Origin of the sequence: Photobacterium damselae subsp. damselae, assembly GCF_038086725.1 — a bacterium.
GTDB classification, from domain to species: domain Bacteria; phylum Pseudomonadota; class Gammaproteobacteria; order Enterobacterales; family Vibrionaceae; genus Photobacterium; species Photobacterium damselae.
On record NZ_CP146970.1, the window covers coordinates 3,088,840 to 3,114,852 of the forward strand.

General features: G+C 40.7%; 27 protein-coding genes. 17 read left to right on the top strand and 10 right to left on the bottom strand.

The features are described 5' to 3' along the window. Nucleotides 1-100: 100 nt before the first annotated feature. The 3 genes from WAX86_RS14190 (at nt 101) to trmL (ending at nt 2,709) form a co-directional block, all read left to right on the top strand. Entirely contained in the window at nt 101-790 is a 690-nt protein-coding gene (locus WAX86_RS14190) for a response regulator (RefSeq protein ID WP_106223338.1), read from the top strand. After that, complete coding sequence (gene cpxA / locus WAX86_RS14195; RefSeq protein ID WP_005302590.1) at nt 790-2,151, top strand: envelope stress sensor histidine kinase CpxA; 1,362 nt, start codon at nt 790-792, stop codon at nt 2,149-2,151. The genes WAX86_RS14190 and cpxA overlap by 1 nt, the downstream gene beginning before the upstream one ends. Nucleotides 2,152-2,244: 93 nt before the next feature. Then, nucleotides 2,245-2,709, top strand: coding sequence for a tRNA (uridine(34)/cytosine(34)/5-carboxymethylaminomethyluridine(34)-2'-O)-methyltransferase TrmL (trmL, locus tag WAX86_RS14200; protein WP_005302588.1), 465 nt, complete (start codon nt 2,245-2,247; stop codon nt 2,707-2,709). 57 nt (nt 2,710-2,766) lie between these two features. Here trmL and cysE read toward each other — a convergent pair whose 3' ends face one another. The 4 genes from cysE to WAX86_RS14220 form a co-directional block, all read right to left on the bottom strand. After that, the gene (gene cysE, locus WAX86_RS14205; RefSeq protein WP_106223345.1) at nt 2,767-3,588 is read right to left on the bottom strand and encodes a serine O-acetyltransferase; all 822 of its coding nucleotides are present in this window, start codon (nt 3,586-3,588) and stop codon (nt 2,767-2,769) included. Nucleotides 3,589-3,719: 131 nt separating this feature from the next. Next, nucleotides 3,720-4,736, bottom strand: a complete 1,017-nt coding sequence (gene gpsA, locus WAX86_RS14210) for an NAD(P)H-dependent glycerol-3-phosphate dehydrogenase (protein ID WP_036764694.1) — start codon at nt 4,734-4,736, stop codon at nt 3,720-3,722. A gap of 23 nt (nt 4,737-4,759) precedes the next feature. Next, a complete protein-coding gene (secB, locus tag WAX86_RS14215) occupies nt 4,760-5,227 on the bottom strand; it encodes a protein-export chaperone SecB (RefSeq protein WP_005302581.1) in 468 nt (155 codons plus the stop codon). A gap of 92 nt (nt 5,228-5,319) precedes the next feature. Next, nucleotides 5,320-5,760 (bottom strand): rhodanese-like domain-containing protein, encoded by a 441-nt coding sequence (locus tag WAX86_RS14220; protein ID WP_036764692.1) that lies wholly within the window; start codon nt 5,758-5,760, stop codon nt 5,320-5,322. A gap of 408 nt (nt 5,761-6,168) precedes the next feature. Between WAX86_RS14220 and gpmM the strand changes: the two genes are divergently transcribed. Then, nucleotides 6,169-7,710: a 2,3-bisphosphoglycerate-independent phosphoglycerate mutase gene (gpmM, locus tag WAX86_RS14225; protein WP_341488935.1), complete on the top strand. Its 1,542-nt coding sequence runs from the start codon at nt 6,169-6,171 to the stop codon at nt 7,708-7,710. 17 nt (nt 7,711-7,727) lie between these two features. Further along, nucleotides 7,728-8,915, top strand: coding sequence for a peptidoglycan DD-metalloendopeptidase family protein (locus WAX86_RS14230; protein ID WP_068969689.1), 1,188 nt, complete (start codon nt 7,728-7,730; stop codon nt 8,913-8,915). A 63-nt stretch (nt 8,916-8,978) separates the two neighbouring features. On the opposite strand, the gene WAX86_RS14235 is transcribed toward WAX86_RS14230, so the two are convergent. Then, nucleotides 8,979-9,620 (bottom strand): TetR/AcrR family transcriptional regulator, encoded by a 642-nt coding sequence (locus WAX86_RS14235; RefSeq protein ID WP_005302573.1) that lies wholly within the window; start codon nt 9,618-9,620, stop codon nt 8,979-8,981. A 171-nt stretch (nt 9,621-9,791) separates the two neighbouring features. Between WAX86_RS14235 and lpxM the strand changes: the two genes are divergently transcribed. From lpxM to WAX86_RS14275, 8 genes are read left to right on the top strand one after another with little or no spacing between them, the layout of a single operon-like run. Further along, nucleotides 9,792-10,742 carry a lauroyl-Kdo(2)-lipid IV(A) myristoyltransferase gene (gene lpxM, locus WAX86_RS14240; RefSeq protein ID WP_237029630.1) on the top strand — a complete coding sequence of 317 codons (951 nt, stop codon included), beginning with the start codon at nt 9,792-9,794 and terminating at the stop codon, nt 10,740-10,742. Between the two features lie 8 nt (nt 10,743-10,750). Then, a complete protein-coding gene (locus WAX86_RS14245; RefSeq protein WP_341488936.1) occupies nt 10,751-11,938 on the top strand; it encodes an O-antigen ligase family protein in 1,188 nt (395 codons plus the stop codon). Then, nucleotides 11,935-12,684, top strand: a complete 750-nt coding sequence (locus WAX86_RS14250) for a glycosyltransferase family 25 protein (protein ID WP_148109311.1) — start codon at nt 11,935-11,937, stop codon at nt 12,682-12,684. The genes WAX86_RS14245 and WAX86_RS14250 overlap by 4 nt, the downstream gene beginning before the upstream one ends. A 2-nt stretch (nt 12,685-12,686) precedes the next feature. Continuing rightward, a complete protein-coding gene (locus WAX86_RS14255; protein ID WP_341488937.1) occupies nt 12,687-13,769 on the top strand; it encodes a glycosyltransferase family 4 protein in 1,083 nt (360 codons plus the stop codon). A 17-nt stretch (nt 13,770-13,786) separates the two neighbouring features. Then, nucleotides 13,787-14,167, top strand: coding sequence for a capsular biosynthesis protein (locus WAX86_RS14260; RefSeq protein WP_068969655.1), 381 nt, complete (start codon nt 13,787-13,789; stop codon nt 14,165-14,167). Continuing rightward, entirely contained in the window at nt 14,158-15,750 is a 1,593-nt protein-coding gene (locus WAX86_RS14265; RefSeq protein WP_237029628.1) for a capsular biosynthesis protein, read from the top strand. Before WAX86_RS14260 ends, WAX86_RS14265 begins: the two co-directional genes overlap by 10 nt. Beyond that, nucleotides 15,747-16,475, top strand: a complete 729-nt coding sequence (locus WAX86_RS14270) for a glycosyltransferase family 2 protein (RefSeq protein WP_068969653.1) — start codon at nt 15,747-15,749, stop codon at nt 16,473-16,475. The genes WAX86_RS14265 and WAX86_RS14270 overlap by 4 nt, the downstream gene beginning before the upstream one ends. Then, the gene (locus tag WAX86_RS14275) at nt 16,472-17,437 is read left to right on the top strand and encodes a WavE lipopolysaccharide synthesis family protein (RefSeq protein WP_341488938.1); all 966 of its coding nucleotides are present in this window, start codon (nt 16,472-16,474) and stop codon (nt 17,435-17,437) included. The genes WAX86_RS14270 and WAX86_RS14275 overlap by 4 nt, the downstream gene beginning before the upstream one ends. 41 nt (nt 17,438-17,478) lie before the next feature. Here the strand turns inward: WAX86_RS14275 and WAX86_RS14280 are convergent, their stop codons facing one another. From WAX86_RS14280 to WAX86_RS14290, 3 genes are read right to left on the bottom strand one after another with little or no spacing between them, the layout of a single operon-like run. Beyond that, the gene (locus WAX86_RS14280) at nt 17,479-18,246 is read right to left on the bottom strand and encodes a glycosyltransferase family 2 protein (protein ID WP_065172448.1); all 768 of its coding nucleotides are present in this window, start codon (nt 18,244-18,246) and stop codon (nt 17,479-17,481) included. Nucleotides 18,247-18,267: 21 nt separating this feature from the next. Next, complete coding sequence (locus WAX86_RS14285) at nt 18,268-19,215, bottom strand: capsular polysaccharide synthesis protein (RefSeq protein ID WP_341488939.1); 948 nt, start codon at nt 19,213-19,215, stop codon at nt 18,268-18,270. Then, nucleotides 19,216-20,271 carry a UDP-N-acetylglucosamine 2-epimerase gene (locus WAX86_RS14290; RefSeq protein ID WP_065172450.1) on the bottom strand — a complete coding sequence of 352 codons (1,056 nt, stop codon included), beginning with the start codon at nt 20,269-20,271 and terminating at the stop codon, nt 19,216-19,218. It lies immediately after the preceding gene. A gap of 163 nt (nt 20,272-20,434) precedes the next feature. Here WAX86_RS14290 and waaA point away from each other — a divergent pair, with 163 nt between their 5' ends. After that, on the top strand, nt 20,435-21,706 hold the full coding sequence (waaA, locus tag WAX86_RS14295) for a lipid IV(A) 3-deoxy-D-manno-octulosonic acid transferase (protein WP_341489388.1): 1,272 nt from the start codon (nt 20,435-20,437) through the stop codon (nt 21,704-21,706). On the opposite strand, the gene WAX86_RS14300 is transcribed toward waaA, so the two are convergent. Beyond that, a complete protein-coding gene (locus WAX86_RS14300) occupies nt 21,703-22,407 on the bottom strand; it encodes a 3-deoxy-D-manno-octulosonic acid kinase (protein ID WP_044174004.1) in 705 nt (234 codons plus the stop codon). The genes waaA and WAX86_RS14300 overlap by 4 nt on opposite strands. Before the next feature lie 91 nt (nt 22,408-22,498). On the opposite strand from WAX86_RS14300, the gene WAX86_RS14305 reads away from it, so the two are divergent. From WAX86_RS14305 to WAX86_RS14315, 3 genes are all read left to right on the top strand, one after another. Beyond that, a complete protein-coding gene (locus WAX86_RS14305; RefSeq protein ID WP_065172451.1) occupies nt 22,499-23,530 on the top strand; it encodes a glycosyltransferase family 9 protein in 1,032 nt (343 codons plus the stop codon). Between the two features lie 19 nt (nt 23,531-23,549). Then, a complete protein-coding gene (gene coaD, locus WAX86_RS14310) occupies nt 23,550-24,038 on the top strand; it encodes a pantetheine-phosphate adenylyltransferase (protein WP_341488940.1) in 489 nt (162 codons plus the stop codon). A gap of 92 nt (nt 24,039-24,130) precedes the next feature. Further along, on the top strand, nt 24,131-24,862 hold the full coding sequence (locus tag WAX86_RS14315) for an acyltransferase (protein ID WP_341488941.1): 732 nt from the start codon (nt 24,131-24,133) through the stop codon (nt 24,860-24,862). A 43-nt stretch (nt 24,863-24,905) separates the two neighbouring features. Here the strand turns inward: WAX86_RS14315 and WAX86_RS14320 are convergent, their stop codons facing one another. Continuing rightward, entirely contained in the window at nt 24,906-25,910 is a 1,005-nt protein-coding gene (locus WAX86_RS14320; RefSeq protein ID WP_065172452.1) for an NAD-dependent epimerase, read from the bottom strand. Nucleotides 25,911-26,013 lie beyond the last annotated feature (103 nt).

The window sequence follows — 26,013 nt, forward strand, 5'->3', positions numbered from 1 at the left end:
CAAACGTAAAGCTGCGTAAAGCTAAAATAGACAACTTGGCGCTTTCACAAAGATTCGCGATACTAGAGTCAGATAATCGCTCGATATATAAGGTCAGATAATGGCAAAAGTTCTCCTAGTCGATGACGACACCGAATTAACAGCACTATTACACGATATTTTAGAAATGGAAGGCTTTGAGGTTGAGCAAGCCAACAATGGTGAACAAGGACTGGAAAAGATCAATGCTAGCATCGATCTAGTGCTACTTGATGTCATGATGCCAAAAATGAATGGCACTGAAATGCTACGCCGGTTACGTGAGAAATACAGTACACCAGTATTAATGCTTACTGCTAAAGGTGATGAAATTGATCGTGTACTAGGTTTGGAACTTGGTGCTGATGACTATCTGCCAAAACCTTTTAGTGATAGAGAATTGTTAGCACGTATGCGAGCGATTTTACGTCGAACTCAAGCTTTAGATAACCGAGTTACACATGGAGATACCATTGATTATCAAGACATTACTATTTATCCAGGTCGACAAGAAGCTTTTTGCCAAAACATCGCTCTCGATGTTACAGGTACTGAATTAGCATTATTGAGTTATTTTATTCAGCATCCTGGAAAAATCATCTCAAAAGAGGAGCTTAGCTTAGAAGTCTTAGGCAAACGGCTGGCTCAATTTGATCGCGCAATCGATATGCATGTCTCGAATCTACGTAAAAAGCTGCCGGAACGCTTAGATGATAAACCGAGAATTAAAACATTACGTGGCAAAGGCTATCTTTTAGTTGAGGAAGGTTAATGCGATTTCCTGCTTTAAACAGTCTCTATGGTCGTATTTTTACTATTTTTTGGCTCACCCTATTAGTGGTCGTCATTGCGGTACTCTTGTTACCCAATCTAGATCCAAGAGCACAGCACACCATTCCTACCTCTCATTTAAAACGCTTACAGCAGATGGCACACAATATTGGTGAAGAAATAGATCAATCGCCAATATCACTACCGAGAACACTCAAAGAGTTAACCAGCCACGAAAAACACCGTAGTGCACAACTCTATTTCACCACAGAAGACGGCGAAATCTTAGCACCACTCAAACGCAATCGGGCGCTACGCAACTTTATTACTATTGCCGATAACCCTAAATCACCTCGCCAACGACTGTATGGCCGCTGGATGATGGCTGGCCCCTTTGTTGTTCAGACTCAGCAGCAAAATCTTCTGCTATATGTTGGTCGAGTCTGGCGTGAGCCACCACCATTTTTCATTCAAATTTTAGATAAGCCATTTCAATTACTGCTAGCGACCATGATTGTCAGTACTCCTTTTTTACTGTGGCTAGCTTGGGTTGTGTCACGCCCAGCCTATCGCTTACAACAGGCTGCTGAACGTGTCGCCAAAGGAGAATTTGAAGTGGACCCTAAATTAGAGCAAGGGCCTCGTGAATTTAAGCAAGCTGGCGCAAGTTTTAATCAAATGGTCGGAGCCCTTAACCATATGATTTCAGGTCAACAGCGCTTGTTATCTGATATTTCTCATGAATTGCGATCGCCCCTAACACGATTACGGATGGCAACCGCGCTTGCGACCCGAAAGCAAGGCAGTAGCAAAGAGCTCGATCGTATCGATACCGAAGCTGAGCGACTTGAAAAAATGATCGGAGAACTATTAGAACTCTCGCGAATGCAGGTCAATAGTCACCAAGAACGCCAACACTTTGATGCTCACTCTCTCTGGTTTGAAATGCTGGAAGATGCTCGTTTTGAAGCTGAACAAAATCATAAGCAGCTAACCTATAATCAACTAGAAGATTGGCCTATTTGTGGCAACCCTAATTTATTGATCAGCGCGTTAGAAAATATCATCCGTAACGCCATCAAATATGGTAACGATCAAATCGAAATCCATTTTCACCAGCAGCACAATCAACTGATTATAACCGTTGATGATAATGGAGAAGGCGTTCCAGAAGAGGAACTAAACGATATATTCCGCCCTTTTTATCGCGTATCAACCGCTCGCGATCGCAGCAGTGGCGGAACGGGATTAGGTCTTGCGATAACGGAAAGTGCTTTACGCCAACACAGTGGTAGCGCACAGGCAAGTCGCAGCCCTCTTGGTGGATTACGTATTACACTGCAACTGCCGTTAGCGAAATAGCCATACAATTGATGACGAGATATTTGCTTGTTGACTTAAGCCTTGTCACAATGCGGTATCACATCGCTAATGTTTAAATAAGTACCAAAGATCATGTTTGATATTGCGCTTTATGAACCAGAAATTGCTCCAAATACCGGTAATATTATCCGTTTATGTGCAAACTGCGGAGCTAACCTACATTTAATTGAGCCTTTAGGTTTTGATTTAGAAGAGAAAAAGCTACGTCGCGCGGGTCTCGATTATCATGACTTAGCACATGTATACCGTCATAAAGATTTTGCGGCATTTAAAGAAGCGATGGGCGATCGTCGTTTATTTGCCTGCACTACAAAGACGACCAATTACCATACCAATGCAAAGTTCGAGCAAGGTGATGTGTTGATTTTTGGTCCTGAAACTCGTGGTTTACCCGCTGAATTTATCGAAAGCCTGCCATTAGAACAACGTCTACGTATTCCGATGCAACCTGATAGTCGCAGCCTAAACCTTTCTAATGCGGTTGCAATTATCGCATTTGAAGCTTGGCGACAGATGGACTTTGCAGGCGCAATCTAATTCAACGATAGATTAAAAAAGGCGATCTTAAGATCGCCTTTTTTGTGGTTATAACATTTAAATACCATCGCCAGAGGTAAAAGTCTGGGCATTGCCATTAAATTGCTGATCCATATCCATTGCGGGTTTAGAGCTACTTGGTCGACCCACAATTTTAGCCGGAACACCTGCAACAGTAGTATGTGATGGCACGGGATTGAGGACTACCGAACAAGAGCCAATTTTAGCCCCTTCTCCAACCTCGATATTACCAAGAATCTTAGCACCCGCACCTATCATGACACCTTCACGAATCTTAGGATGACGATCACCGCTCTCTTTACCGGTACCACCTAACGTCACATCTTGCAGAATTGAGACATCATTTTCGATAACCGCAGTTTCACCAATAACAATACCCGTTGCATGGTCAAACATGATCCCTTGACCAATTTTTGCAGCCGGATGGACATCAACTTGGCAAGTCACCGAAATCTGATTTTGCAGATACACAGCCAAAGCCACGCGATTTTGTTTCCACAGCCAGTTAGCCACACGGTAACCTTGCAAAGCGTGGAAACCTTTTAGGTACAATAACGGTATAGAATACATAGCTACAGCAGGGTCACGCTCGACTACCGCACGGATATCATGGGCTGCAGATTCTGTGATCATACAATCTGCAGCAAACGCCTCTTCTACTACTTCACGAACCGCCATTGCAGGCATTGAAGGGGTGGCCAGTTTATTGGCTAAAATGTAACTTAATGCTGCAGCAAGGTTATCGTGTTTAATGATAGTGGCATGATAGAAACTTGCCAGCATCGGCTCTTGTTCAGCTTGCTCTCGAGCTTCTTGCTTGATTGCTTGCCAAACCTGGTGTTGATGACATACCTTCACAACGTCCTCAAGCTCTTTTGATTTAGGGTATTTACTTAACTTTAACCATTTCTTAAAAAAAAACAACGCGAGCTTAGCACTCACGTTGTTTGATTTTGTTTAAATGTTTAGCCGTTAAACCAAGCATCTAATTATTCGTATTTTTTCTCACGAGCCAGCAGATCTTTTGCCGCGATACGAGCATCTTTACCTTGGTACAACACCTGATAAATCTGCTCTGTAATTGGCATTTCAACCCCAAAGCGCTCTGCTAATGCGTGCACTTCTTTGGTATTGCGATAGCCTTCAACAACTTGACCAATATCGATTTGCGCCTGTTCAACCGATTCACCTTTACCTAAAGCAAGGCCAAAACGGCGGTTACGAGATTGATTATCGGTACAAGTTAATACTAAATCACCAAGGCCAGCCATCCCCATAAAGGTTTCTGGATGAGCGCCAAGAGCTGCACCTAAACGGCACATCTCAGCAAGGCCTCGAGTAATTAACGCAGTACGAGCATTAGCACCAAAGCCAATCCCATCAGACATACCAGCACCAATTGCGATAACGTTCTTAACTGCGCCACCTAATTGCATGCCGATAAAATCGCTGTTGCTGTAGACACGAAATGTCTGACTACAGTGAATTTTATTTTGCAAGTCTGCGACAAACTGGCTGTCAGGTGACGCCACAGCAATCGCCGTTGGCATACCAGCTGCAAGTTCAGTGGCAAACGTAGGGCCAGACAGCACCGCTAGCGGAACCTCTTCACCTAGAGCCTCTGTTGCTACATCTTGCAATAAGCGACCAGTTTCTGGCTCTAACCCTTTGGTTGCCCAACAAACTCGTGAATCTTCGCGTAAAAACGGTTTCACTTGGCGTAGCACCGTACCAAACACATGGCTTGGCACAACCACTAATAAGTCGCGGCTGGCTTGTACCGCAGCTTTAAGATCTGCGGTAACAATCAAAGAGTCAGGAAAAGCAACGCCAGGAAGAAACGCTTCATTTGCTCGATCAATTTCTAGCTGTGCCATATGTTCAGGCTCATGGCCCCATAACACAACATTCGCACCATTACGGGCAAGAGAAATGGCCAAAGCGGTACCGTATGAGCCAGCACCTAAAACAGTCATGGCAATCGGTGAATCTGCGTTTGTATTCATCTTGGTCACACTATTTAATTAAATTATGCGTCAGCTTCTGTATTTGCTTCAGCTTGACTTTGTAGGTAGTTCATAAACAATGCATCAAAGTTAACTGGTGCAAGGTTTAGTTGAGGGAACGTACCTTTAACCACTAGGCTTGAAATTGTTTCACGCGCATATGGGAATAGGATATTTGGACAGAATGCACCTAGACAATGTGCAAGCTGTGGAGCTTCCATACCTAGAGCTGTGAAAATACCGCCCTGCTGAACTTCACATAGGAATGCGTTATCGCCTTCATTCTGTACAGTTACAGTCAGACGTAGCACAACTTCGTATACGCCTTCACCTAGCTCACGGCTTTGAGTATCTAGGTCTAGCTTAACTTCAGGATTCCACTCTTTTTGGAATACATCTGGAGAGTTTGGCGCTTCAAAAGACACGTCTTTTAGGAAGATACGTTGAATTTGGAAGTTTTGTTGTGCATCGTTGTTTGCAGCTTCTGCCATGGTGGAAATCCTTCTTTTTATCTGATCCTGTCAAACCAGGGAAAATATACATGCAACTGCGGTATCCCACCGTCGCTTAATCTTTGTTCTAATTACTTCTTGCTCTTACCGCGAACCAAAGGAAGATTCGCTTCATTCCAAGAGATTAGACCATCTTTTAGCAAGTTTACTTTGGTAAAACCGGCTTTATGTAACAGGTTTGCACTCTCTTGTGCTGTTTGACCTGTCTTGCATACAACTACAATTGGGGCGTCTTTGTAGTTTTCAAGGTTTGCAAAATTCTGATCTTTGATCTGGCTCGGTAAAATGTGAACTGAACCCGCAATATGGCCCTTACGAAACTCTTCTTGCGAACGAATATCGACAAAAACACCCTCTTCGCGGTTAACCAGTAAAGTGGCGTCATTGGCAGTCACTACTTGGTAGCCTGCTGTTTTTTGTTTTACTAATGAGGCAATGATTGCCACTACCAGACCAATCCAAACTATAGATAGCATTGAGTGGCTTGATACAAATTCCATAAATTGTTGCATGTTTATCGCTCTGCTTAAGTCTGACCGTTCGCAATAACAGTCAAGGGGTACATAATAAAAGACGATCGAGTATACCCATCAACATCGGCTTGTACAGATTTCCCCGTCGATTCTGAGCGCTCTCTCTCGCATCCTACAGCCAGTATAAAAGCGAAATTCGCTGTCACCTATTACTAAAATAGAAAAAAACTGTGATTTAAGACTTACACTTCTTGTCATAAATGAATATATTTTGCATTGAAAGATAACATTCCGTTGACAGGTTTGTTTGATCTTAAGCTACAGTTTTGTTCCAATTCTGTAGTAAAATTACGTCAACAACGATAGCAATTGCCTTAGTTTTGCTTTTGACTCAGAAAGTTAAGGCAATTGATATGAATTTTCATTTACTGTACGAGGGGACAGAACATGTCTGCTAAAAAACCACTGGCTCTTGTAATCCTAGATGGTTGGGGTTACCGCGAAGATGCTGCAAACAATGCAATCGCTAATGCAAATACACCAGTAATGGATAGCCTAATGGCTAACGAAGCTCATACTCTGATCTCTGCATCAGGTATGGATGTTGGTCTTCCTGACGGTCAAATGGGTAACTCAGAAGTAGGTCACACTAATATTGGTGCAGGCCGTGTGGTTTACCAAGACCTAACTCGTATTACTAAAGCTATCTCTGATGGTGAGTTTTTCGAAAACGACGTTCTTGTTGCAGCGATGGATGCGGCAATTAAAGAAGGTAAAGCGGTTCACATCATGGGTCTAATGTCACCAGGTGGTGTACATAGCCATGAAGATCACATCAAAGCTGCGGTTGAAATGGCAGCTAAACGTGGTGCTGAGAAGATTTACCTACACTGCTTCCTAGATGGTCGTGATACTCCACCACGTAGTGCACAACACTCTCTAGAGCGTTTCCAAGAGCTATTTGCAAAACTAGGCAAAGGCCGTGTTGCATCACTTGTTGGTCGTTACTATGCAATGGACCGTGACAACAACTGGGATCGTATAGAACAAGCATACAACCTACTAACCGCAGCACAAGGCGAGTTTACAGCTGAGAGCGCAGTTGCAGGTCTAGAAGCCGCTTACGCTCGTAACGAAAACGATGAATTTGTAAAAGCAACGGTTATCCGCGCTGAAGGTCAAGAAGACGCTGCAATGCAAGATGGCGATGCGGTAATCTTTATGAACTACCGTGCTGACCGTGCACGTCAAATCACTCGTGCATTTGAAGCTGGTTTTGAAGGCTTTGCTCGTAAGCAATTCCCACAACTTGCTGATTTCGTAATGTTGACTCAATATGCTGCAGATATCGAACTATCAACAGCATTCCCACCAGCAAGCCTAGACAATACTCTAGGTGAGTGGCTATCTAAGAAAGGTAAAAAGCAGCTACGTATCTCTGAAACAGAGAAATATGCTCACGTAACTTTCTTCTTCAATGGCGGTGTTGAGAACGAATTTGATGGCGAATCACGTCAGTTAGTTGCTTCACCTAAAGTAGCAACATATGACCTACAACCAGAAATGAGTTCTCCTGAGCTAACAGACAAACTGGTTGCTGCAATTAAAGGCGGCGAGTTTGACGTTATTATCTGTAACTACCCTAACGGTGACATGGTTGGCCACACAGGTGTTTATGATGCAGCGGTTAAAGCGTGTGAAGCTCTTGATGGTTGTATCGGCCGTGTAGTTGAAGCAATCCGTGAAGTTAACGGTCAGCTACTGATCACTGCAGACCACGGTAATGCTGAAATGATGATTAACCCAGAAACTGGCGAAATCCACACAGCACACACTAACCTTCCAGTACCATTAATCTATGTTGGTGATAAGTCTCTAACATTAAAAGATAACGGTAAGCTATCAGACCTTGCACCAACTATGCTTGCACTGTCTGATATGGAAATCCCTTCAGAGATGTCTGGTCAGGTGCTGTTTGATCTGAAATAATCTCCTTCATGCGAGATATGATTAAACACCTCAACCAAACTATCCGCGCCGGTGCTCTATGCACTGGCGCTTTGCTATGTCTTGCATTTGTAACGCCAAGTTATGCCACTAGCCCAAACCAGCTTGATAGCGTGAAACAGGAAATTGCACGTCAGAAAAGTCAGCTGGCTAAAAAGCAACAAGAGTTTGCTGCCTTGCAAAAGGAACTTCGCCAACATGAGCTAGGTATTGGCAAAACCGCGAAGCAAATACATCAGGCACAAGCACAACTGGAAACCCTAAAGCGCTCTATTGCTCAATTAGAATCGGAGCAAAAGAAGCTAGAAGCTGAACAGAAAAAGCAACAGCAACAGCTAAAAGCTTTACTGGATGCTCAGTACCGACAGGGTAAAAACAGTGAAATCGCCAACTTATTAAGTGGTGAAAACTCATCAACCTTAGATCGAATGACAGCCTATGCTGAAACTTTCAGCTTAGCGCAGACCAAAGCTCTAGAAAATCTAGAAGTCACCAATACTGAGCTACAGATGAAGTTGCATCAGCTCTCAACACAGCGCGAACAACAACGTGCTATGTTAGGCCAACTGCAACAAGAAAAGGCCGAGCTTGATAGTCAACAAAAAGCCCGAGAAAAAACCTTAGCTGGTATTAAAGGTAAAATTCGCACTAGCAACGACTACATCAACGACTTAAAAGCTAACGAGCGTCGAATGTTAGCAGCCATCGCAAAAGCTAAAGCTGAGGCGGAAGCAAGAGCTCGGGCTGAAGCTGCCGCGAAAAAAGCAGCTGAAGCAGCCAAACGCCTACCTATGAATGGCTTAAGTAGTAGTAAAGGTAAATTACCTTGGCCTGTTCGTGGCAGTGTTATTCACAATTATGGTGACCGTCAACAAGGTGAACTACGCTGGAAAGGCATGGTTATCGCTAAACCTGTAGGCAGCCAAGTGAAGGCAATAAGCTCAGGTCGTGTTGTTTTTGCCGACTGGCTACGTGGTTATGGTCTGATGATCGTAATCGAACACGGCAAAGGCGATATGAGTATCTATGGTTATAACCAGACCTTACTTAAGAAAGTAGGCGATCCTGTCTCGGCGGGTGAACCTATTGCACTGGTTGGTGATAGTGGTGGTCAAGATCGATCTGGATTGTATTTCGAGATCCGTCGTAAAGGATCACCCGTTAACCCAAGAAGTTGGCTTAAATAAAGACTAAAAAACCCCGTCACTCTGGCGGGGTTTCTTTTATAGTAATCAAGATAAACCAAGTAGTTACTGATGTTCTTGCTGCTGAGAATTGTAGTATTCGCGTAACTGTTCAACCCGTTCACGCCCTTTTTCTGTAGCCAGTGGTCGTACAATATTCAGCATTTGAATCACACCATGATAAATCACCTTTTTAGTAATTTTCGCACCTGGCGCTTGCGTAGTCTGATAGCTAATCCAACTTGAAGCAACAAGCTTTAAGGTATCAGCAAGAGCTTGTAGGTCTTCATCATTGAGATTGACCAACCCCATTTGACGAAAGTTTTGCATTAGTCGGGCAATATTATAGTGAAGTTGCTCTTGAGCGGTTAAATACTTAACTTGTAGCACTTCATCTCGACGTAGGATATCGGGTAAGTTGGCGTAGAAAAAACGATAACGCCACATTAAAAAAAACACGCCATCGAGGTAGCCTAACAAGCCATCAGAGGATTCATCCATATTCTGCGGCTGAAAGCGCACACTGAGCTCTTGAGCATATTCATCGAAAATACAGTGTATAATCTCTTCTTTATTACGAAAATGATAATAGAGATTACCCGGGCTAATTCCTAAATGGGCGGCGATATGGTTAGTCGTAACATTTGACTCGCCTTGCTCATTAAAGAGCTCACGCGAAGCCAAAATAATTCGATCTCGTGTTTTCATTATGACAGACTTCCTTCGCCCATTAATTGATACATAATGGTATCATAGATAACAGCGAATATTTACAATAGTAGCGGTAAGCTAAGGTTCAAGAATCTCATTTTACTATTAAAAGCGCTATAACCTTAGAGCACCGATTTACTCAATACCACTAATACAGATATGGCCTTTATGTTAGATCACTACGATAAACAAGCTTATCACCCACAATTTTCTTGGCACTTTCTTCATCCAAAATATTGGGGAACTTGGCTAGCTGTATTTTTTTCAGCGCTATTTTGTTTACTACCCCATAATGCACGTCGTGCTTTAGCAACCCTCTTTGCTAAACAAGCCATTAAGATTAAAAAAGGGGCCAATCTTCGAGCAAGAGTAAATTTATCCCTTTGCTTCCCAGACAAAACAGAGGCTGAACGTGAAGAGATTTTACTGCAGAACCTAATTACTGCAGGCTCTTTCTTGTTAGGCTTTGCAGCATTAAGTATGCGCAACCGCCAATGGTTAGAGGATCATACCGTCATTCGTGGTATGGACAACCTTACTTCACTAACAGAACAAGGACAGAGTGTTATTTTGCTAGTGCCTCATACATGGGCAATCGATATTCCTGCTGTATTACTTGCTTCCCGTGGTCTTCCTGTTTCTGCAATGGCAAAAAAACAGAAAAATGAAGTTTCTGACTGGCTCATGCACAAACAACGTGTACAGTACGGTGGTCGAGTTTATGAACGTAGTGGTGGCATTAAGCCATTTATTAAATCAATTCGTGAAGGTTACTTAGGTTACTACCTACCTGACGAGGATTTAGGTCCAGAACACAGTGTTTTTGTTGATTTTTTTGCAACTAAAAAAGCCACTATGTCCGGCCTTGGTCGTGTTGCAAAACTAAGTCGAGCTAAGATTGTTCCGCTGTTTTCAATGTATAACAGTGAGACAGGGAATTATGAATTAGATTTTTACCCTGCACTGCCATTTCCAACTGACAGTGAAGAACAAGATGCCCGAATGATGAATGAGTGTATTGAACAGTACGTAACTGAACGTCCTGAGCAGTACATGTGGATTTTACGCCTCCTAAAAACACGCCCAGAGGGTGAGTGTAATCCTTACCATAAACAGTGATGGACCCAATGAAAGATAGAGTATTTTCGTTTTTTATCCTATTGCCTTTTATTTGGCTCTCAACCGGAATGTTGATCCTGAAAAATGGCGATAAGACTATGGTCGCAATGATTATTATTTCAATTATTGCAACAGTCTGCCGATATGGCTTAACCAGTATTAAACAAAACCTATCAAATAAAATGTTATGGCTTGTCATTGCCATCGCAGCTTACACACTGTTTTCCTATGCTTATCATGGACTGAGTTCTAGAGAGCTAAGAGCAATTATCGGCTCGTTACTTTTCTTATTGTTTTTACCAACACAATTAATTACGCAAAACCGTTTAATTGGGTTAGTTGTTTTAGGCTCCATTGTCAGTTCATTATATGCTTGGTATTACGGGATTTATTTGGGGCTAGGTCGTGAATGGCCAATTAACCCTATTCCATATAGCACCTTAATTGCTTCTTTTGCCATAATGTCTCTTGGACTTATGCTGGCGAATACAAATAAATTGGTTAAGCTATTAACTTTATTAGCCTTTTTGTGCTGCTGCTTTGCTTTAATTATTGGTGAGACTCGTGGTATATGGCTTGCTACTCTAGTCGCTTTGATAGCAATTGCTACTTATAATATGATCAAATTTTACCAACCTAAATACTGGTTATATTTAGGCGGGTTAACACTACTCTTGATAATTGCAGGGTTCGCTGTTAAACCACAAATTGAACAACGAATTGTTCAAACAGAACAAGAATACCAAGCAATCCAATCAGGAAATCTTTGCACCTCCATCGGTCTAAGATTACAAATGTGGCAAGCAGCATCTATTTTAGTAGAAGATGACCCAATTTTCGGTCTTGGTGATGGGCATTTAAATAAGATTAATGCGCTATATAAACAACACCGCGTTAGTCAATGTTTATACGACTATCAGCCCCCACACTATCATAATCAGTATTTAGATCGCTTTGTAAAAAACGGAGCGATTGGTGCTCTGCTTCTACTAGGACTACTACTTGTACCGTTAAAGAACATAAAATTATGCACAACGACCCAGCAATATTTTTTAGTTGGGATTATTTCGGTCTATGCCAGTGCCTCGTTAACGGATGTACCGCTTAATCACGGACAGACTTTATTTATGTATTTCTTTTATATTTTTGGGGTTGGCAACTGTTTACCATCGCCACAAAGAGAACTTAATTCATGATCGATATTTTTGTTATTAATCTTCCCTCTTCTATAGAGCGTAAAGAAAATATTAGCAAACAATTGCGCCAACTTGATCTGAGTTTTGAGCTCTTTAAAGCGGTAAATGGACATAAAGAGTCATCCCCTCTTTTTAAACTCTATGATGAAGAACTGAGTCAACAATGCCGGGGAAAATCACTCAGCAAGGGACAGTTAGGTTGCTATGCTAGCCACTATCTATTGTGGCAAAAGTGTGTCGAGCTCAATAAACCTATCATTATTCTGGAAGATGACGCTCTTATCTATCCAGAACCTTTTTTAGATATTATTGAAAACGCAGATAAATTAGCAGAACGATTTGAATGTATTCGCCTTTTTGATAATAAGCGCAAAACATTTAGGCATGCAGTTGAATATCCATTACCTCATACAGCTGTACACAAATTTAGTAAGGGGCACATGAGTGCTACTGGGTATTTTTTAACCCCAACTGGGGCAAAGAAATTTCTTACGCACTCTCAAGCTTGGTATCTTGCAGTTGATATCTATATGGATCGTTTTTGGGTTAATGATGTCAATGTCTACGGTACTGTTCCTGCTTGTTTAAGCAATGATCCTAAATTCGATTCAGATATAGGTTATGGTGCTAAACCTAAACGTGACCTGTATTGTCGTTTCAAACGCGAAGTTTTCAATTTAGCCGAACTTTTTCGCCGCGAATATCATAACGCTTGCTACAAAATACGAACAAAGAGAAAACCATAACGATGAAAATTTTAATTGCCAGTTCTTACCAACACGCATGGAACAGTGTGCGACCTGAAGCAGAAATGTTTATTGAGATGGTCAAACAAGGTCATGAAGTAACGATTGCGACACAAGGTGATGCAGATTATGTAGCTCGCTTTCGCGACTGTGGCGTAAAGGTTATTGATTGCTACCCAAGTAAGAAAATCTGCCCAAAAACCATTAAAACACTGCACCATGAATTAAAAAATGGCAATTATGACATCTGTTATGGTTTTAACTCAAAAACCATTCCCAACTTAGCTTTTGCATCCATTGGTACCAAAGCAAAGTTAGTCACTTATCGTGGTACAACGGGGGGTTTATATCGTCACGACCCAAGCGCTTATCTCACCCATCTACATCCAAAAGTAGAAGGGATTATTTGTGTATCTAATGCGGTTCGTGATGATGTACATAAACATGTTTGGCACAATAAAGATCAAGTAGTTACAATTTACAAGGGCCATCAACTGGCCTGGTATCAAGTGCCTCAAACTGAACGTTCCGAATTTGGTTTAACTGATGACCATATCATCGCAGTGTGTGCAGCTCATGTTCGACCAAGTAAAGGTATCTCAGTACTTATTGAAGCCACTCATCATATCAATAACCCTAATTTCCATCTTTTATTGGTTGGCAGTGGTTTTGAACCTCATTTTGATGAAATAAAACAAAGCCCGATGGCTGAGCGAATTCATCTTATTGGTCACCGCCAAGATGTACCATCTATTATGGCAATGGCTGATTTTCAGGTTCAACCATCAATTAGCGGTGAAGGCTTACCTCGAACTATTATTGAAGCGATGGCGAACGGCACAACATCTGTGGTAACAACAGCAGGAGGCTCGCCAGAATTGGTTGATGATGGTCAAACTGGATTTGTGGTACCAACAGGTGATGCACAGGCTTTTGCTGAGGCGATGAATAAACTGATCAATGATAAAACTAAGATCGAGCAATTTAGTATCGCAGCTAAAGAAAAATTAGACCGAGAATTTAATGCCACAATGACTGTTAAGCATCATATTGAGTTTTTTGAGCAGCTACTCAACAAGCAATAATCAAGTAAGGAAATAAGATGAAAAAGTTAGTTGTCGACTTAGATGGCACAATCACCTTAGCCAATACCAATGATTATGCGAACGTAGCTCCTAACTTAGCAGTTATAAAGCAATTGCGTCACTACAAAGCATTAGGTTTTACTATTACTATCAGCACAGCTAGAAATATGCGAACTTATCAAGGTAATGTCGGTATGATTAATATTCATACTCTACCAATCATTACTCAATGGTTGGATCAACATCAAGTACCTTATGATGAGATTTTAGTTGGCAAACCATGGTGTGGGCATGACGGTTTTTACATTGATGATCGTGCAATTCGTCCGTCAGAGTTTTCCTCTTTGTCATTAGATGAAATTAATACGCTCCTGGAAAAGGAAAAGTCATGTTCCTAATCATGTCAGCTGCTTATATTACTTTAGAGTTAGAATCTGAGTTTGGTACTATACCCCCCTCTTTTCTACCTTTGGGTAATCGACGCCTATTCCAGTATCAAGTAAAACTAGCACCTGAAGGATCTCAGATTTATCTGAGCATTCCTGAACATTACCAAGTTAGTGAGTATGATGCCAACTGGTTAAAAAGCAATAATGTGAATCTACTTCGCATCCCTGAAGGTCTATCTTTAGGGGCTTCTTTGATGTCAGCGCTTGCATTATCTGACTTAGTATCAACAACACCACTGCATATTTTATTTGGTGATACACTACTCACTCAACTCCCTGAAGGTAATGATCTTGTTACCATATCTCAAGTTGAAAATAGCTATGACTGGGCGATGGTTAGTCAAGACAGCTCACACTGGCTTAATACCGTTGAAGATAGAAAACTGCTCACATCAACAAATGTCGTTTGTGGCTATTTTAAATTTAATCAACCTCGATACCTGGTAAAAGCGCTTACTATGGCTCATTGGGACTTTATCCAGAGTCTTAATTATTACCATGAAAAACACCATTTAAATTCCGTTGAAACTCAAGATTGGCTCGATTTTGGCCATCTAAATACCTATTACAGCTCTAAGGCTAAATTTACAACACAGCGAGCATTTAACCAGCTAAAAATTACTGATAAGTGGATTCAAAAATCCAGTATCAAAAACAATAAAATTGCAGCTGAAGCAAATTGGTTTGCCACGGTTCCAGCCCCACTACGCGTTTACTTACCTCAATATTTAGGTTCAAGCGAAGAAAACAATACCCTTTCTTATCGATTGGAATATTTGTACAACACCGCCCTAAATGAGCTTTATGTCTTTTCAGCTCTACCCGAATTGGTATGGCAACGAATCTTAACCAGCTGCCTTGAATTTATTGATGAATGCAAAACGCACCAAGCAGCAGATGATGGCCATGCTAATCAATTACAGGATTTATTTGGCAATAAAACTCAACAAAGACTCAATGAATACTGCCAGTCCATTCAGGTGCAATTGAATACACCATGGATATATAACGGCCACCTTTCCGCCTCATTCTCAGACTTATTGGCTAAAAGTGAACGATACTTACCAACAGAAAATCAAATCGGCTCGGTGATGCATGGCGATTTTTGCTTCAGTAACATATTGTATGATTTTCGCAGTAATAAAATAAAAACAATTGATCCACGAGGTATTGATTTACAAGGTAATCTGACTATTTTTGGTGATACGCGCTATGATCTAGCCAAGCTAAGTCACTCAATATTAGGACTTTATGACTGGATTATTGCGGGTTATTATCAGGTTGATGTCGACTATATTAACCATAGTATTCAATTTGATATTCAGCCATCTGACGACATTGCTGCAATTCAAACATTATTCATTGAAATGATTGCCGAGCGTTATCAACTATCCGCCAATGCTTTATATGCGATGCAAATTCAACTTTTTCTATCAATGCTGCCTCTACATGCTGATGATCCTAAGCGCCAACAAGCTCTTATGGCTAATGCATTCCGCCTATATTTACTGATAAAGGATTCAACATCATGATTGTTATTCCAATGGCAGGGTTAAGTTCTCGTTTTTATAAAGCAGGTTATACTCAACCTAAATATATGCTTCAGGCCCACGGGAAAACATTATTTGACCATGCCCTCAATAGTTTTGAGCAATATTTTGCAACAGAGCCATTTTTGTTTATTGTGCGAGATATCGACGGTACGGTGGATTTTGTTAAACAGTCAGTCGAAAAACTGGGAATCCAGCATAGTCATATTTATGTTTTGCAAGAACCCACTCGAGGCCAAGCAGAAACTGTCTATTTGGGCTTAAACTCAGTACCTGAGTATCAAGGTTCTATTACGATTTTTAATATTGATACTTTTCGTCCTGATTTCCATTACCCAAAAGAGCTTAAGCAATGGGATGGGTATTTAGAAGTATTTCAGGGTGAAGGCGATAATTGGTCATTTGCAGAAGCAGAGTCTCCATTATCAACAAAAGTCATTAAAACAGCAGAAAAAGAACCTATTTCTGACTTATGCAGTACAGGGTTGTATTACTTTTCAGATAGCGCGTTTTTTATTGAAAGTTACCAACAATATATACAGCAACCAGTAGAAACATGGGCGAAAGGCGAACTTTATATTGCGCCCTTATACAACTATTTAATTCAGCAAAACAAAAATATTCACTACCATTTGATTCAGCGTGATGATGTTATCTTTTGTGGCGTACCAGATGAATATACAGCATTTTTGGAGACATCCTTTTGAGGCAACAAACATTTGAACAGATCTCCGTGGTCGTACAAGGCCCCGTTCAAAATTATCAAGGGCGAACCCATCATGAAGAAGGGATAACTCAGCGTTGCCTAGAAAGTATTAGAACACATTTACCCGGTGCGAAGATCATTCTATCAACCTGGCCTGATCAAGATTTAGCAGGGTTAGACTATGACCAGCTTGTGATCAGCCAAGATCCAGGTGTTAATTTAGTTGATGGATTGCCACAATTTCCAAAAAACTATGATCGCCAATTAGTATCAACGCAAGCAGGTCTAGCGCAAGTTACAACCCCATACGCAATAAAACTGCGTTCTGATAACTATTTAATTGGTAATGAGTTTGTAGCCATCCAGCACAGCTTTCTAAAAAGTGAATCAGAACACAAAGTGTTTGAAGAAAAGATCGTTATCAATTCAAACCTGTTTCGTCGAACCTCTCATGGGCGCTCAGTACTCATGAGCCCTAGTGATTTCTTTTATTTTGGTCGTACGGCCGATCTTAATAAAATTTGGCAACAGCCATTACTATTGGATAACTCTATTGCCCAACATGTTATTCAGACCATGCAGTCGGCTCCCAAATCGAGCTATCCATTAGAAGCTGAACAAGTTTATTGCCAGATTTGGCTAAAAGCATTACTGCCAGAAACTCACGTAATGCGACATAGATTTGATTATAATAAACACGATATAAAGACTTGGCAGAAATTTCTAGCCAGTAATATCATTATTGCAGATCCAGAAAGTATGGGGCTTGGTTTACGAGCAATATCGAAGAGAAAACTTAAGCGAGCAAATGAATTTAGCCATATTGACTGGCTTAAGTTATATAAAAAGTATTGTGATAATACTGTTGTAATCCATAAAGACCGTCATCAATGGTTGTTAGAATTACGTAGAGCCTTTAAATTACCATTGAGTAACTTGACATCCAGTCTTAAAAACAAATAAATATGATTAAGGCATGGAACTAACTCCATGCCTAACTTCTTCTAACTGCGATCGTTTTCTAACAGCCACAAACCAACATACTTATTAAAGTTCACCTGCGCATAGGTCATCGCAACGATAAACCCAACACTGCCATCAAGAAAGCCACGGCGAATGATATAAATATGGAAAAAAGTCCATATCGCACGGAGTAGAGCCAAAACTAAACCATGAGATTTTTTTCCTTTACGGTGATACTTTTGTGAACCAAGCCATGCATATTGTGCAGCTTTATCAAGACCATGCCCATAATCTCGGTGCGTGTAATGCAGTAATAATCCCTTTAATGTACCGATCTCGCCAGAAGCTGGAATAACCGTTTCATGCACTTCATCTAAAGTATATTTTGCCCCTTCGCGCTTAAATAAACGCAATACTGAACGAGCACTACGACCATACTTTAATGTTGTTCCATATAAAGTTACACCCCAAGGTAGACGATAAGCTGTTTCTTGGATCGACTGTTGTGATAACAATTGAATCAATGCTTGCTTCATCTCCTCATCAAGAGCTTCATCTGCATCAATAGATAAAACCCAATCACAACTTGCCTTCTCTAACGCTCGTTGCTTTTGCTTACCAAATCCTGGCCAATCGGTAATCGTAATGTCATCGGTATAACGGCGACAAATTTCGACCGTATCATCGGTAGAACCACTATCCAGCACAATAATTTCATCAGCAATATCAGCAACTGAGCGTAAACAAACCTCAACACGATCTGCTTCATTTTTGGTGATTAAAATGACCGATAACGTATGTTTTTTCATTAAAATATCCCACTATAGTAGCTAGCTTTTCCCATTGAGAAGATTTGATATGTATTCTGCTCTTTGCTGATATAACGTACCACTGATGTATTTTTCTCGATACGTTTGTTTCGCAACATAAGACGATTTAAAGCTTGTTATCTCTTCATACATTTCTGCACATAAATTATGTTGCTGCTCGATATATTGCCAAGCCAACTGATTATGAGGCAACTTAACAACCTCATTAAATAAATAAAATAGCCAAAAATAAGGGGCCGCATATTTACTTTCAAGATAATTTAATAAAGCAAAGCCAGAGTGATGCTTTGATATAAATTGTGTTCCTTGCGCTAATTGTAATGTAGTTTTTAAGCCAACAATATCTAACCGATAAGGCCTTGGCTGAATTAAGTAATCTAGCGACGCATTAAGAAGGTCAGTAATAATCGGATCCCCTGCTTTTGCGGCTAAAAACCAAGACACTAAATTACGATCATTAGAATGCTTTTCTCTGAAGCAGAAGAAGCTAGTTTGAGAGAGATCTAGCCATTGTGAAAGCGGCTTGATACAAAACGTTGTTGCATCTGCCCATACACCACCATAGCGATTAAGCAGATATAAGCGTAACAAATCACTCTTACCCGCAGCCCCTAACTTTACTGACAACATAGGAAAAATATCATTAAAATCAAAATCTAAATATTGTTCTATATTTGCATTACTCAGTAAAACAACTTGATAATCTGGATTAAATTGACACCAACTTTGATGACTCAGGCGAACAACTTCAGGTGCACTATCGAGACCCGTGTCCCAATACATCCAAATAACCTTGTTTTCCTGTTCAGATAACGGCTGTTTTTTTCTCAATTCAAGTAAAGCTTTTTGGCCTTTACTTTGTATCTCTGCAGATAAAACAGGCTGGGAGCGAAATCTGCATCTTACTTGACGAAATTTTTCTTTAATTTGTCGACTTAACTGCCCCATTTAAAAGCCCCAAAAATGTAATTTTTTACGCATTTTGAATTCACGAATCATATTTAATGGCTTATTTTTTAATCCTACTAGCCCTGATTCTATCATCTCATCAGCAGCGGCTAATACTCGCTCACTTGATTTACCATCATAGTAAGGATGAATCATCTGACAATATTGCTCTATTTCTGCCATTAATTCAGGCGGTCGAGTTAAAGCTTGTGTTAATGCATCTTCAACTAAGTTAGCTTGCTCAATATTGATTAAGTGAGGCTTTGGCGATTGATTTCGAAAAGTCACGACAGGTTTTCGCTGCAATAAAAACATCAATAGAACCGAAGAAGTATCACACAACATAACATCAGCCGCTTGCAACAAAGGAATAACATTATCGGTTTCGACAAAGGTCAAGTTAGGGCCTTGTAGTGCCTTATATTGTTCCACAATGGCAGAGTCCATCTTCGGATGAAATTGAATCAGCCAACGCCATTTACCCGACTGAGACAGCCGTTTAATTGTTTCAATAAGATGTGGCGCACACGTCAGATTTCGAGAAAATGTTGAACACATTAAAATCGTAGGTCGCTCATCTTTCTTATCAAGATAAGGATTATCATGGGTCGGTTGAAACAGAGGATCCATCATCGGCCAGCCCGTTTGCTTCACTTTGAAAAAACCATACTCTTTGGCTAATTGTTCAAATTGTAATGTCGTATCTGGCCCTTGAGTACAGTAGAGATCAAAACATCCTCGAATCTCAAAGTGATCTTCACGCCCTCTACGATTTATTTTTCCAGCATTAAAACCATGAAAAACGCCAACTTTAATCCCAGGAACAAAGCGAGGAACTACGTTTCCAGGAACAAAAACAGCATCAGGTTGCCACGCTTTAACCTCCGCTATCGTATTTAGACGACGCTCATTGGGAAGAAGGAAATTGGCATCAACCTCTTTTCCCTCTAAGAACCAACACACTTCACCACCCTGATGCAAAATAGCTTCTTGCAATGGTCGCAAAATGGCATAGGAATAGTTTTGAGCGATATACATTAAATATCGTTTGGCCATAGCAGCATTAACCTGATGTTATTAATGGACATTAAGAGAGGTATTCTACCTTAACTCCGTAATTTTTTTGTTAGCGCAATAGGGATTCTGTGCCAATACCATCATATTGCGAATTAAGTTCGTTATAATAACGCCTAACGACATGAAAAATGATGATAACTTTATGCTATTTCGCCTGCTATATTCCCTATTATTAGCTTGTGCTGCACCTTTTTTATTGTACTCGCTATATAAAAAGAAGCCTGGAAAACCACAAATTGGAGCTCGCTGGCGTGAACATTTTGGTATTACACCTAAGATAAACGCAGTCGCCCCTATCTGGCTTCATACCGTATCCGTCGGTGAATCGATTGCCGCGATTCCTGTTATAAAAGCACTTAAGCAGGCCTATCCTAATAAAACGATTATTGTTACCACCACCACAACGACAGGTGCTGAGCAAATCGCAAAATTAGGTAATTTGGTGGAGCACCGCTATATGCCGATTGATTTTTCCTGTTGTGTACAGCGCTTTATCAACACGATTGAGCCTTGTGCCTTACTTATAATGGAAACTGAGCTATGGCCCAATACGTTAGCAACGGTTGCTAAAGCTAATATTCCAATTACTGTTATTAACGCACGTTTATCAGAGCGTTCAGCGCATCGATATCAACAATTCTCTTGGTTATTTGCCCATATAGGCCCTTACTTAAATCACGTATTATGTCTTCATCAAGATGATGCCAACCGCTTTATTCAATTGGGTATAGACCGAGATAAAGTTGCTGTCACAGGTTCAGTAAAGTTTGATATAGAAATTCATCCTCAGGTTCGACAACAAGCTCAACAATTACGCCAACAACTGGGAATGGAACGACCAATCTGGATTGCCGCAAGTACTCATAAAGGCGAAGATGAACAACTTCTGGACGCCTTTAAAACCATAAAACAAAATATCCCTAATGCCTTACTGATTTTGGTTCCTCGCCATCCAGAACGTTTTGATTCTGTTTTCACACTATGCCAGCAATACGGTTTTGTAACCCAAAGAAGAACGCAAGATCATAGTGGCTTGCTAAATAGTGACGTGTATCTTGGTGATACTATGGGTGAAATGTTGACACTTATGGGAGCTGCAGATGTGGTCTTTATGGCAGGAAGTCTCATTGGGGATGCAGTCGGTGGACATAATATGCTGGAGCCTGCAGCCCTTGCTAAACCTATTTTAACAGGGCCAAGCTTTTATAACTTTACTGATATTACAGAACAATTAGAACAGGCTAATGGATTGATCATCTGTCAAAATAGTGAAGAGATCAGTCATAATATATGTCAGCTGTTAAGTCAAAAAGCTCTTCAACAGCAGATGGGGCAAGCAGCCTTACATGTTGTAAAATCAAACCAAGGTGCCGTTGCAAAAACCGTTGCAGCTATTGCCCCTTATTGCCATTAACCCTGATAACCTTGCAATAACCACTGCCAGTTATCTTCGTTAAATAAGATCCCTCGCTTGCCTTGCTCTTTAATAAAAGAACGATGCAAGCGAGCCAGATTTTTTTCCTGCCAGTTCGCACCTTCTAGGCGATAACATTTATCAAAATCAATAATCCACACGGTCTTATGATCGTCGAGTAAAATATTATGGCAGTTAAGATCTGTATGGCACACGCCAGCATCGTGCATTCGCTTAATCATGGCGCCAACATCAAACCAAACCTGCTGAGATAGTGTTTCTTGGCCAAGAATTCCAACCAAGTCTCGACTATTTGCGATCTTTTCAACCAATATATCCGCTTGATAACGAAACCACCCCAAGCGAACAGCTCGAGCAGCTACTGGTTTAGGTACATTCACTTGATGTGCAATCAGATGGTTCAATAACGAAAATTCTGCCACACTACGAGTCTTATCCCAGCCTGAAAACAGATAACTGTCTGCCACTAATTTCCCAAACAAACCACCACGACGATAATGGCGCAGTGCCATAGCCAATTTTTCACCTTGGACAAACCATGTTGTACCGCGACCTTGTGCACTGCCAATGATCTTATTCTGTTGTTGCCAAAACTCTGATGAAAATGCCATTTCTGGGGTTTCAGTTAATAATTCAGGGTTGTAACAGATATATTGCTGTTTCGTTTGTATGATTTGCACAAGTTATCTCCATCAATGGCAATCAGAGTATTTTACAATCAGTTCATCGAACTGCATAATTTGTGTTAATTCATCTGTTGAGAACCGATTTATGGCATTATTTTCTGCCCAACCACAGTCTATTTGTATCTTAAGACTTTCAGCTATTGGCGATGTTTGTCATGCCATTTCCGTGGTACAAGCAATTCAAAAGCACTGGCCAAAGACAAAAATCACTTGGGTGTGCGGTAAAATTGAAGCCCAATTAATTGGTGATTTACCTAATATCCGTGTTGTCATTTTTGATAAAAAAGCGGGTTATAAAGGCATGAAATCAGTTTGGCAGCAACTAAAGTCGGAACGTTTTGACGCCTTACTTGATATGCAAGTAGCATTGCGTGCCAGCGCACTATCTTTAGGTATTAAAGCAAAATATCGTATTGGTTTTAGTAAAAATAGAACAAAAGAAGGTCAATGGTGGTTTACCAATCGCCATCTACCAGATACACAAAGCTTTCATGTTCTGGATAATTTTGCCGATTTTGCTCGCTATCTTGGCGTACCATTTACAACACCAAGCTGGCATATACCGCAGAGCCAAGATGATATTCAATTTGCTCAAGCACATATACAACAACCAACACTGATCATATCACCTGCAGCAAGTAAAGATGAACGTAATTGGTTAACAGAGCGTTATGCTGCGATTGCCGATTATGCACAAGAGAAACAGCTACAGGTGATTTTATGTGGCTCTCCTGCAGCAAGAGAGGTGAAATTAGGCGAAGATATCTGTGCTTTATGCAATCACAAGCCTCTGAACCTCATTGGTAAAACAAGCTTAAAACAACTCACAGCTTTATTGGGGCAAGCGACTGTTGTTATTGCGCCAGATACTGGACCTGCTCATTTAGCAACAACTCAACTTACCCCTGTTATTGGCCTGTATGCACACAGTAACCCTCAGCGTACCGGCCCTTATAATAGCTTAGATACCGTTGTTAGTGTGTATGATCAATTTGCTCAGCAGCAATACGGAAAATCGGTAGCAGAACTGCCTTGGGGAACTCGCGTTAAGGGGGATAACCTCATGCAAGCGATCACAGTTGATGCTGTTATTGAACAACTTAATAAATTTATTTAGACATTATTTGGAAAATCACATGACCACACGCGTAATTTATCCAGGCACTTTTGATCCCATCACCAATGGTCATCTTGATCTGATTGAGCGAGCAGCAGCGATGTTCGATACGGTCATTGTCGGTGTGGCGTATAATCCAACCAAAAAACCGCTTTTCGATTTAGACGAGCGTGTTGCACTGGCTCAGTCTGTAACTCAACATCTTCCTAATGTGGAAATTGTTGGTTTTTCAGGATTACTGGTCAATTTTGCCAAAGAACACAGTGCCAATGTTTTAGTACGAGGTTTACGCGCAGTATCGGATTTTGAATACGAATTTCAATTAGCCAATATGAACCGCCGCTTGATGCCAGAGCTAGAAACCGTCTTCTTGACCCCAGCTGAAGAGAACTCATTTATATCTTCGACCATAGTTAAAGAAGTCGCGCTTCATAAGGGTGATGTTAGCCAGTTTGTTCCCCAAGAAGTTAGCGTACAACTAGACAAAAAATTAGCACTCAAACACTAGAAATGTTGAGGAATAAGAAGTAGGAACACAAGCTTCTTATTCCTAATGCTGATATTATCGCCATTAATTATCAGTATTAGTTAATAGTAGAGATGAAAACCCATCTTTTTTCCAATAATAATCCCTTAGCATTTATTCAGCGCATTCGATCTCATTTAGCCTGTTTTATAAAAAAATCCGTAATTTATATCAGTAAACTGCATACTAATCAGGTTGAAATTACAGCCCCTAAAAAATCTCTGATTAAAATACGATTTAAAAAATCACAACAAAACCGCGTCATAATTGATGAAAACTTTCAGGGCCACCTCACCCTCAATTTTAGTGGTAATAATAACCACGTATATATAGGCAAAAATGTTTCGTTAGATCATAGCTCTATCAACATTACCCAAAATAACAGTCGGCTAATTATTGAAGATAACGTGACTATTGGCCGCGAAAATAAAATCAGTCTAAATGATGTTGCAGCCTCACCTATGATCAAAATCGGTCGTGATTGCATGCTATCTTCTAATGTCAGTTTACGAACTTTTGATTCGCACCCGATCTACGATTTAAACGATCAACTGCTTAACAGTGGTAAAGGAGATCTTGTTCTACAGCCCCATTGCTGGATAGGGCAAGATACTAAGATTCTAAAAGGAGTGACGATCGGGAAAGGCTCCGTGATTGGAACTGGCAGTATTGTTACAAAATCGCTCCCTAGCCATACTATTGCTGCGGGAATTCCAGCCAAAATTATCAAGCAGGGTGAATTTTACTGGGCAAGAGAACATAGTCCATTATCCCAGCAACAAGGCAAGACATTATCATTTGAATAAAAAAAGGAGGCTCATCAGGCCTCCTTCTTATTTAAACGAATCATTACTTCTGATAGTAAGCTCGATACCAATCCACAAAGGCTTTTACACCCTCTTTTACTTTCACTTCAGGTTTGTAGCCTGTTGCGTTAAATAAATCTTCTGTATCAGCATAAGTCATGTAAACATCACCCGGCTGCATATCCATAAAGTTTTTCTTCGCTTCGATGCCTAGCGCCTCTTCAAGCGCTTCGATGTAATCCATCAGTTTTACAGGGCTACCATGGCCAATGTTATACACTCGATAAGGTGCTGAACTGGTCGCTGGAGAGCCTGTCTCTACTGTCCAATCTGGATTTGATTCAGGAATCACATCTTGAATACGCATAACCCCTTCGACAATATCATCGATATAGGTAAAGTCTCGACGCATATCTCCGTGGTTATACACATCAATTTCTTTCCCTTCCATAATGGCATTAGTGAACTTAAATAGTGCCATATCTGGACGGCCCCATGGACCATATACGGTAAAGAAGCGTAGACCCGTCGTTGGAACACCGTAAAGATGAGAATAGGTATGCGCCATTAATTCATTGGATTTTTTGGTCGCAGCATAAAGCGAAATTGGGTGATCAACACTGTCTGAGGTATTAAAAGGCGTCTTGTGATTTAAGCCATATACCGAACTAGAAGAGGCATAAACCAAATGTTTAACCTTGTGATGGCGACAACCTTCTAGAATCGTTAGATGCCCCACCAAGTTACTATCGGCGTAAGCCAGAGGATTATCAATAGAATAACGGACTCCTGCTTGCGCCGCCAAATGGATCACTTTATCAAATTGCTGATCTGCAAATAACTGAGCCACACCTTCACGATCCGCAAGATCCAATTCAATGAAAGTAAACAATGGATTAGCGGCACGCTGCAGACGCGCTTGTTTTAAAGACACATCGTAATAGTCATTAAGGTTATCAACACCAACAACCTGATGGCCTAAAGCGCATAAACGCTCAGTTACTGCACTTCCAATAAAGCCCGCAGCACCGGTCACTAAATATTTCATTGCTTACTTCCTTACGAGATCATTGCTGAAATGATCAACCAATTATCAATACTGATTTGATCATAGCACTATCACCTGTTAAGAGATATCTTTAGGTAAACCA

Coding starts and splice junctions, on each gene's coding strand:
- WAX86_RS14190 (WP_106223338.1), top strand. CDS start 101: ATGGCAAAAGTTCTCCTAGTCGATGACGACACCGAATTAACAGCACTA.
- cpxA (WP_005302590.1), top strand. CDS start 790: ATGCGATTTCCTGCTTTAAACAGTCTCTATGGTCGTATTTTTACTATT.
- trmL (WP_005302588.1), top strand. CDS start 2,245: ATGTTTGATATTGCGCTTTATGAACCAGAAATTGCTCCAAATACCGGT.
- gpsA (WP_036764694.1), bottom strand. CDS start 4,736: ATGAATACAAACGCAGATTCACCGATTGCCATGACTGTTTTAGGTGCT.
- secB (WP_005302581.1), bottom strand. CDS start 5,227: ATGGCAGAAGCTGCAAACAACGATGCACAACAAAACTTCCAAATTCAA.
- WAX86_RS14220 (WP_036764692.1), bottom strand. CDS start 5,760: ATGCAACAATTTATGGAATTTGTATCAAGCCACTCAATGCTATCTATA.
- gpmM (WP_341488935.1), top strand. CDS start 6,169: ATGTCTGCTAAAAAACCACTGGCTCTTGTAATCCTAGATGGTTGGGGT.
- WAX86_RS14230 (WP_068969689.1), top strand. CDS start 7,728: ATGATTAAACACCTCAACCAAACTATCCGCGCCGGTGCTCTATGCACT.
- WAX86_RS14235 (WP_005302573.1), bottom strand. CDS start 9,620: ATGAAAACACGAGATCGAATTATTTTGGCTTCGCGTGAGCTCTTTAAT.
- lpxM (WP_237029630.1), top strand. CDS start 9,792: ATGTTAGATCACTACGATAAACAAGCTTATCACCCACAATTTTCTTGG.
- WAX86_RS14245 (WP_341488936.1), top strand. CDS start 10,751: ATGAAAGATAGAGTATTTTCGTTTTTTATCCTATTGCCTTTTATTTGG.
- WAX86_RS14250 (WP_148109311.1), top strand. CDS start 11,935: ATGATCGATATTTTTGTTATTAATCTTCCCTCTTCTATAGAGCGTAAA.
- WAX86_RS14255 (WP_341488937.1), top strand. CDS start 12,687: ATGAAAATTTTAATTGCCAGTTCTTACCAACACGCATGGAACAGTGTG.
- WAX86_RS14260 (WP_068969655.1), top strand. CDS start 13,787: ATGAAAAAGTTAGTTGTCGACTTAGATGGCACAATCACCTTAGCCAAT.
- WAX86_RS14265 (WP_237029628.1), top strand. CDS start 14,158: ATGTTCCTAATCATGTCAGCTGCTTATATTACTTTAGAGTTAGAATCT.
- WAX86_RS14270 (WP_068969653.1), top strand. CDS start 15,747: ATGATTGTTATTCCAATGGCAGGGTTAAGTTCTCGTTTTTATAAAGCA.
- WAX86_RS14280 (WP_065172448.1), bottom strand. CDS start 18,246: ATGAAAAAACATACGTTATCGGTCATTTTAATCACCAAAAATGAAGCA.
- WAX86_RS14285 (WP_341488939.1), bottom strand. CDS start 19,215: ATGGGGCAGTTAAGTCGACAAATTAAAGAAAAATTTCGTCAAGTAAGA.
- WAX86_RS14290 (WP_065172450.1), bottom strand. CDS start 20,271: ATGGCCAAACGATATTTAATGTATATCGCTCAAAACTATTCCTATGCC.
- waaA (WP_341489388.1), top strand. CDS start 20,435: ATGCTATTTCGCCTGCTATATTCCCTATTATTAGCTTGTGCTGCACCT.
- WAX86_RS14305 (WP_065172451.1), top strand. CDS start 22,499: ATGGCATTATTTTCTGCCCAACCACAGTCTATTTGTATCTTAAGACTT.
- coaD (WP_341488940.1), top strand. CDS start 23,550: ATGACCACACGCGTAATTTATCCAGGCACTTTTGATCCCATCACCAAT.
- WAX86_RS14315 (WP_341488941.1), top strand. CDS start 24,131: ATGAAAACCCATCTTTTTTCCAATAATAATCCCTTAGCATTTATTCAG.
- WAX86_RS14320 (WP_065172452.1), bottom strand. CDS start 25,910: ATGAAATATTTAGTGACCGGTGCTGCGGGCTTTATTGGAAGTGCAGTA.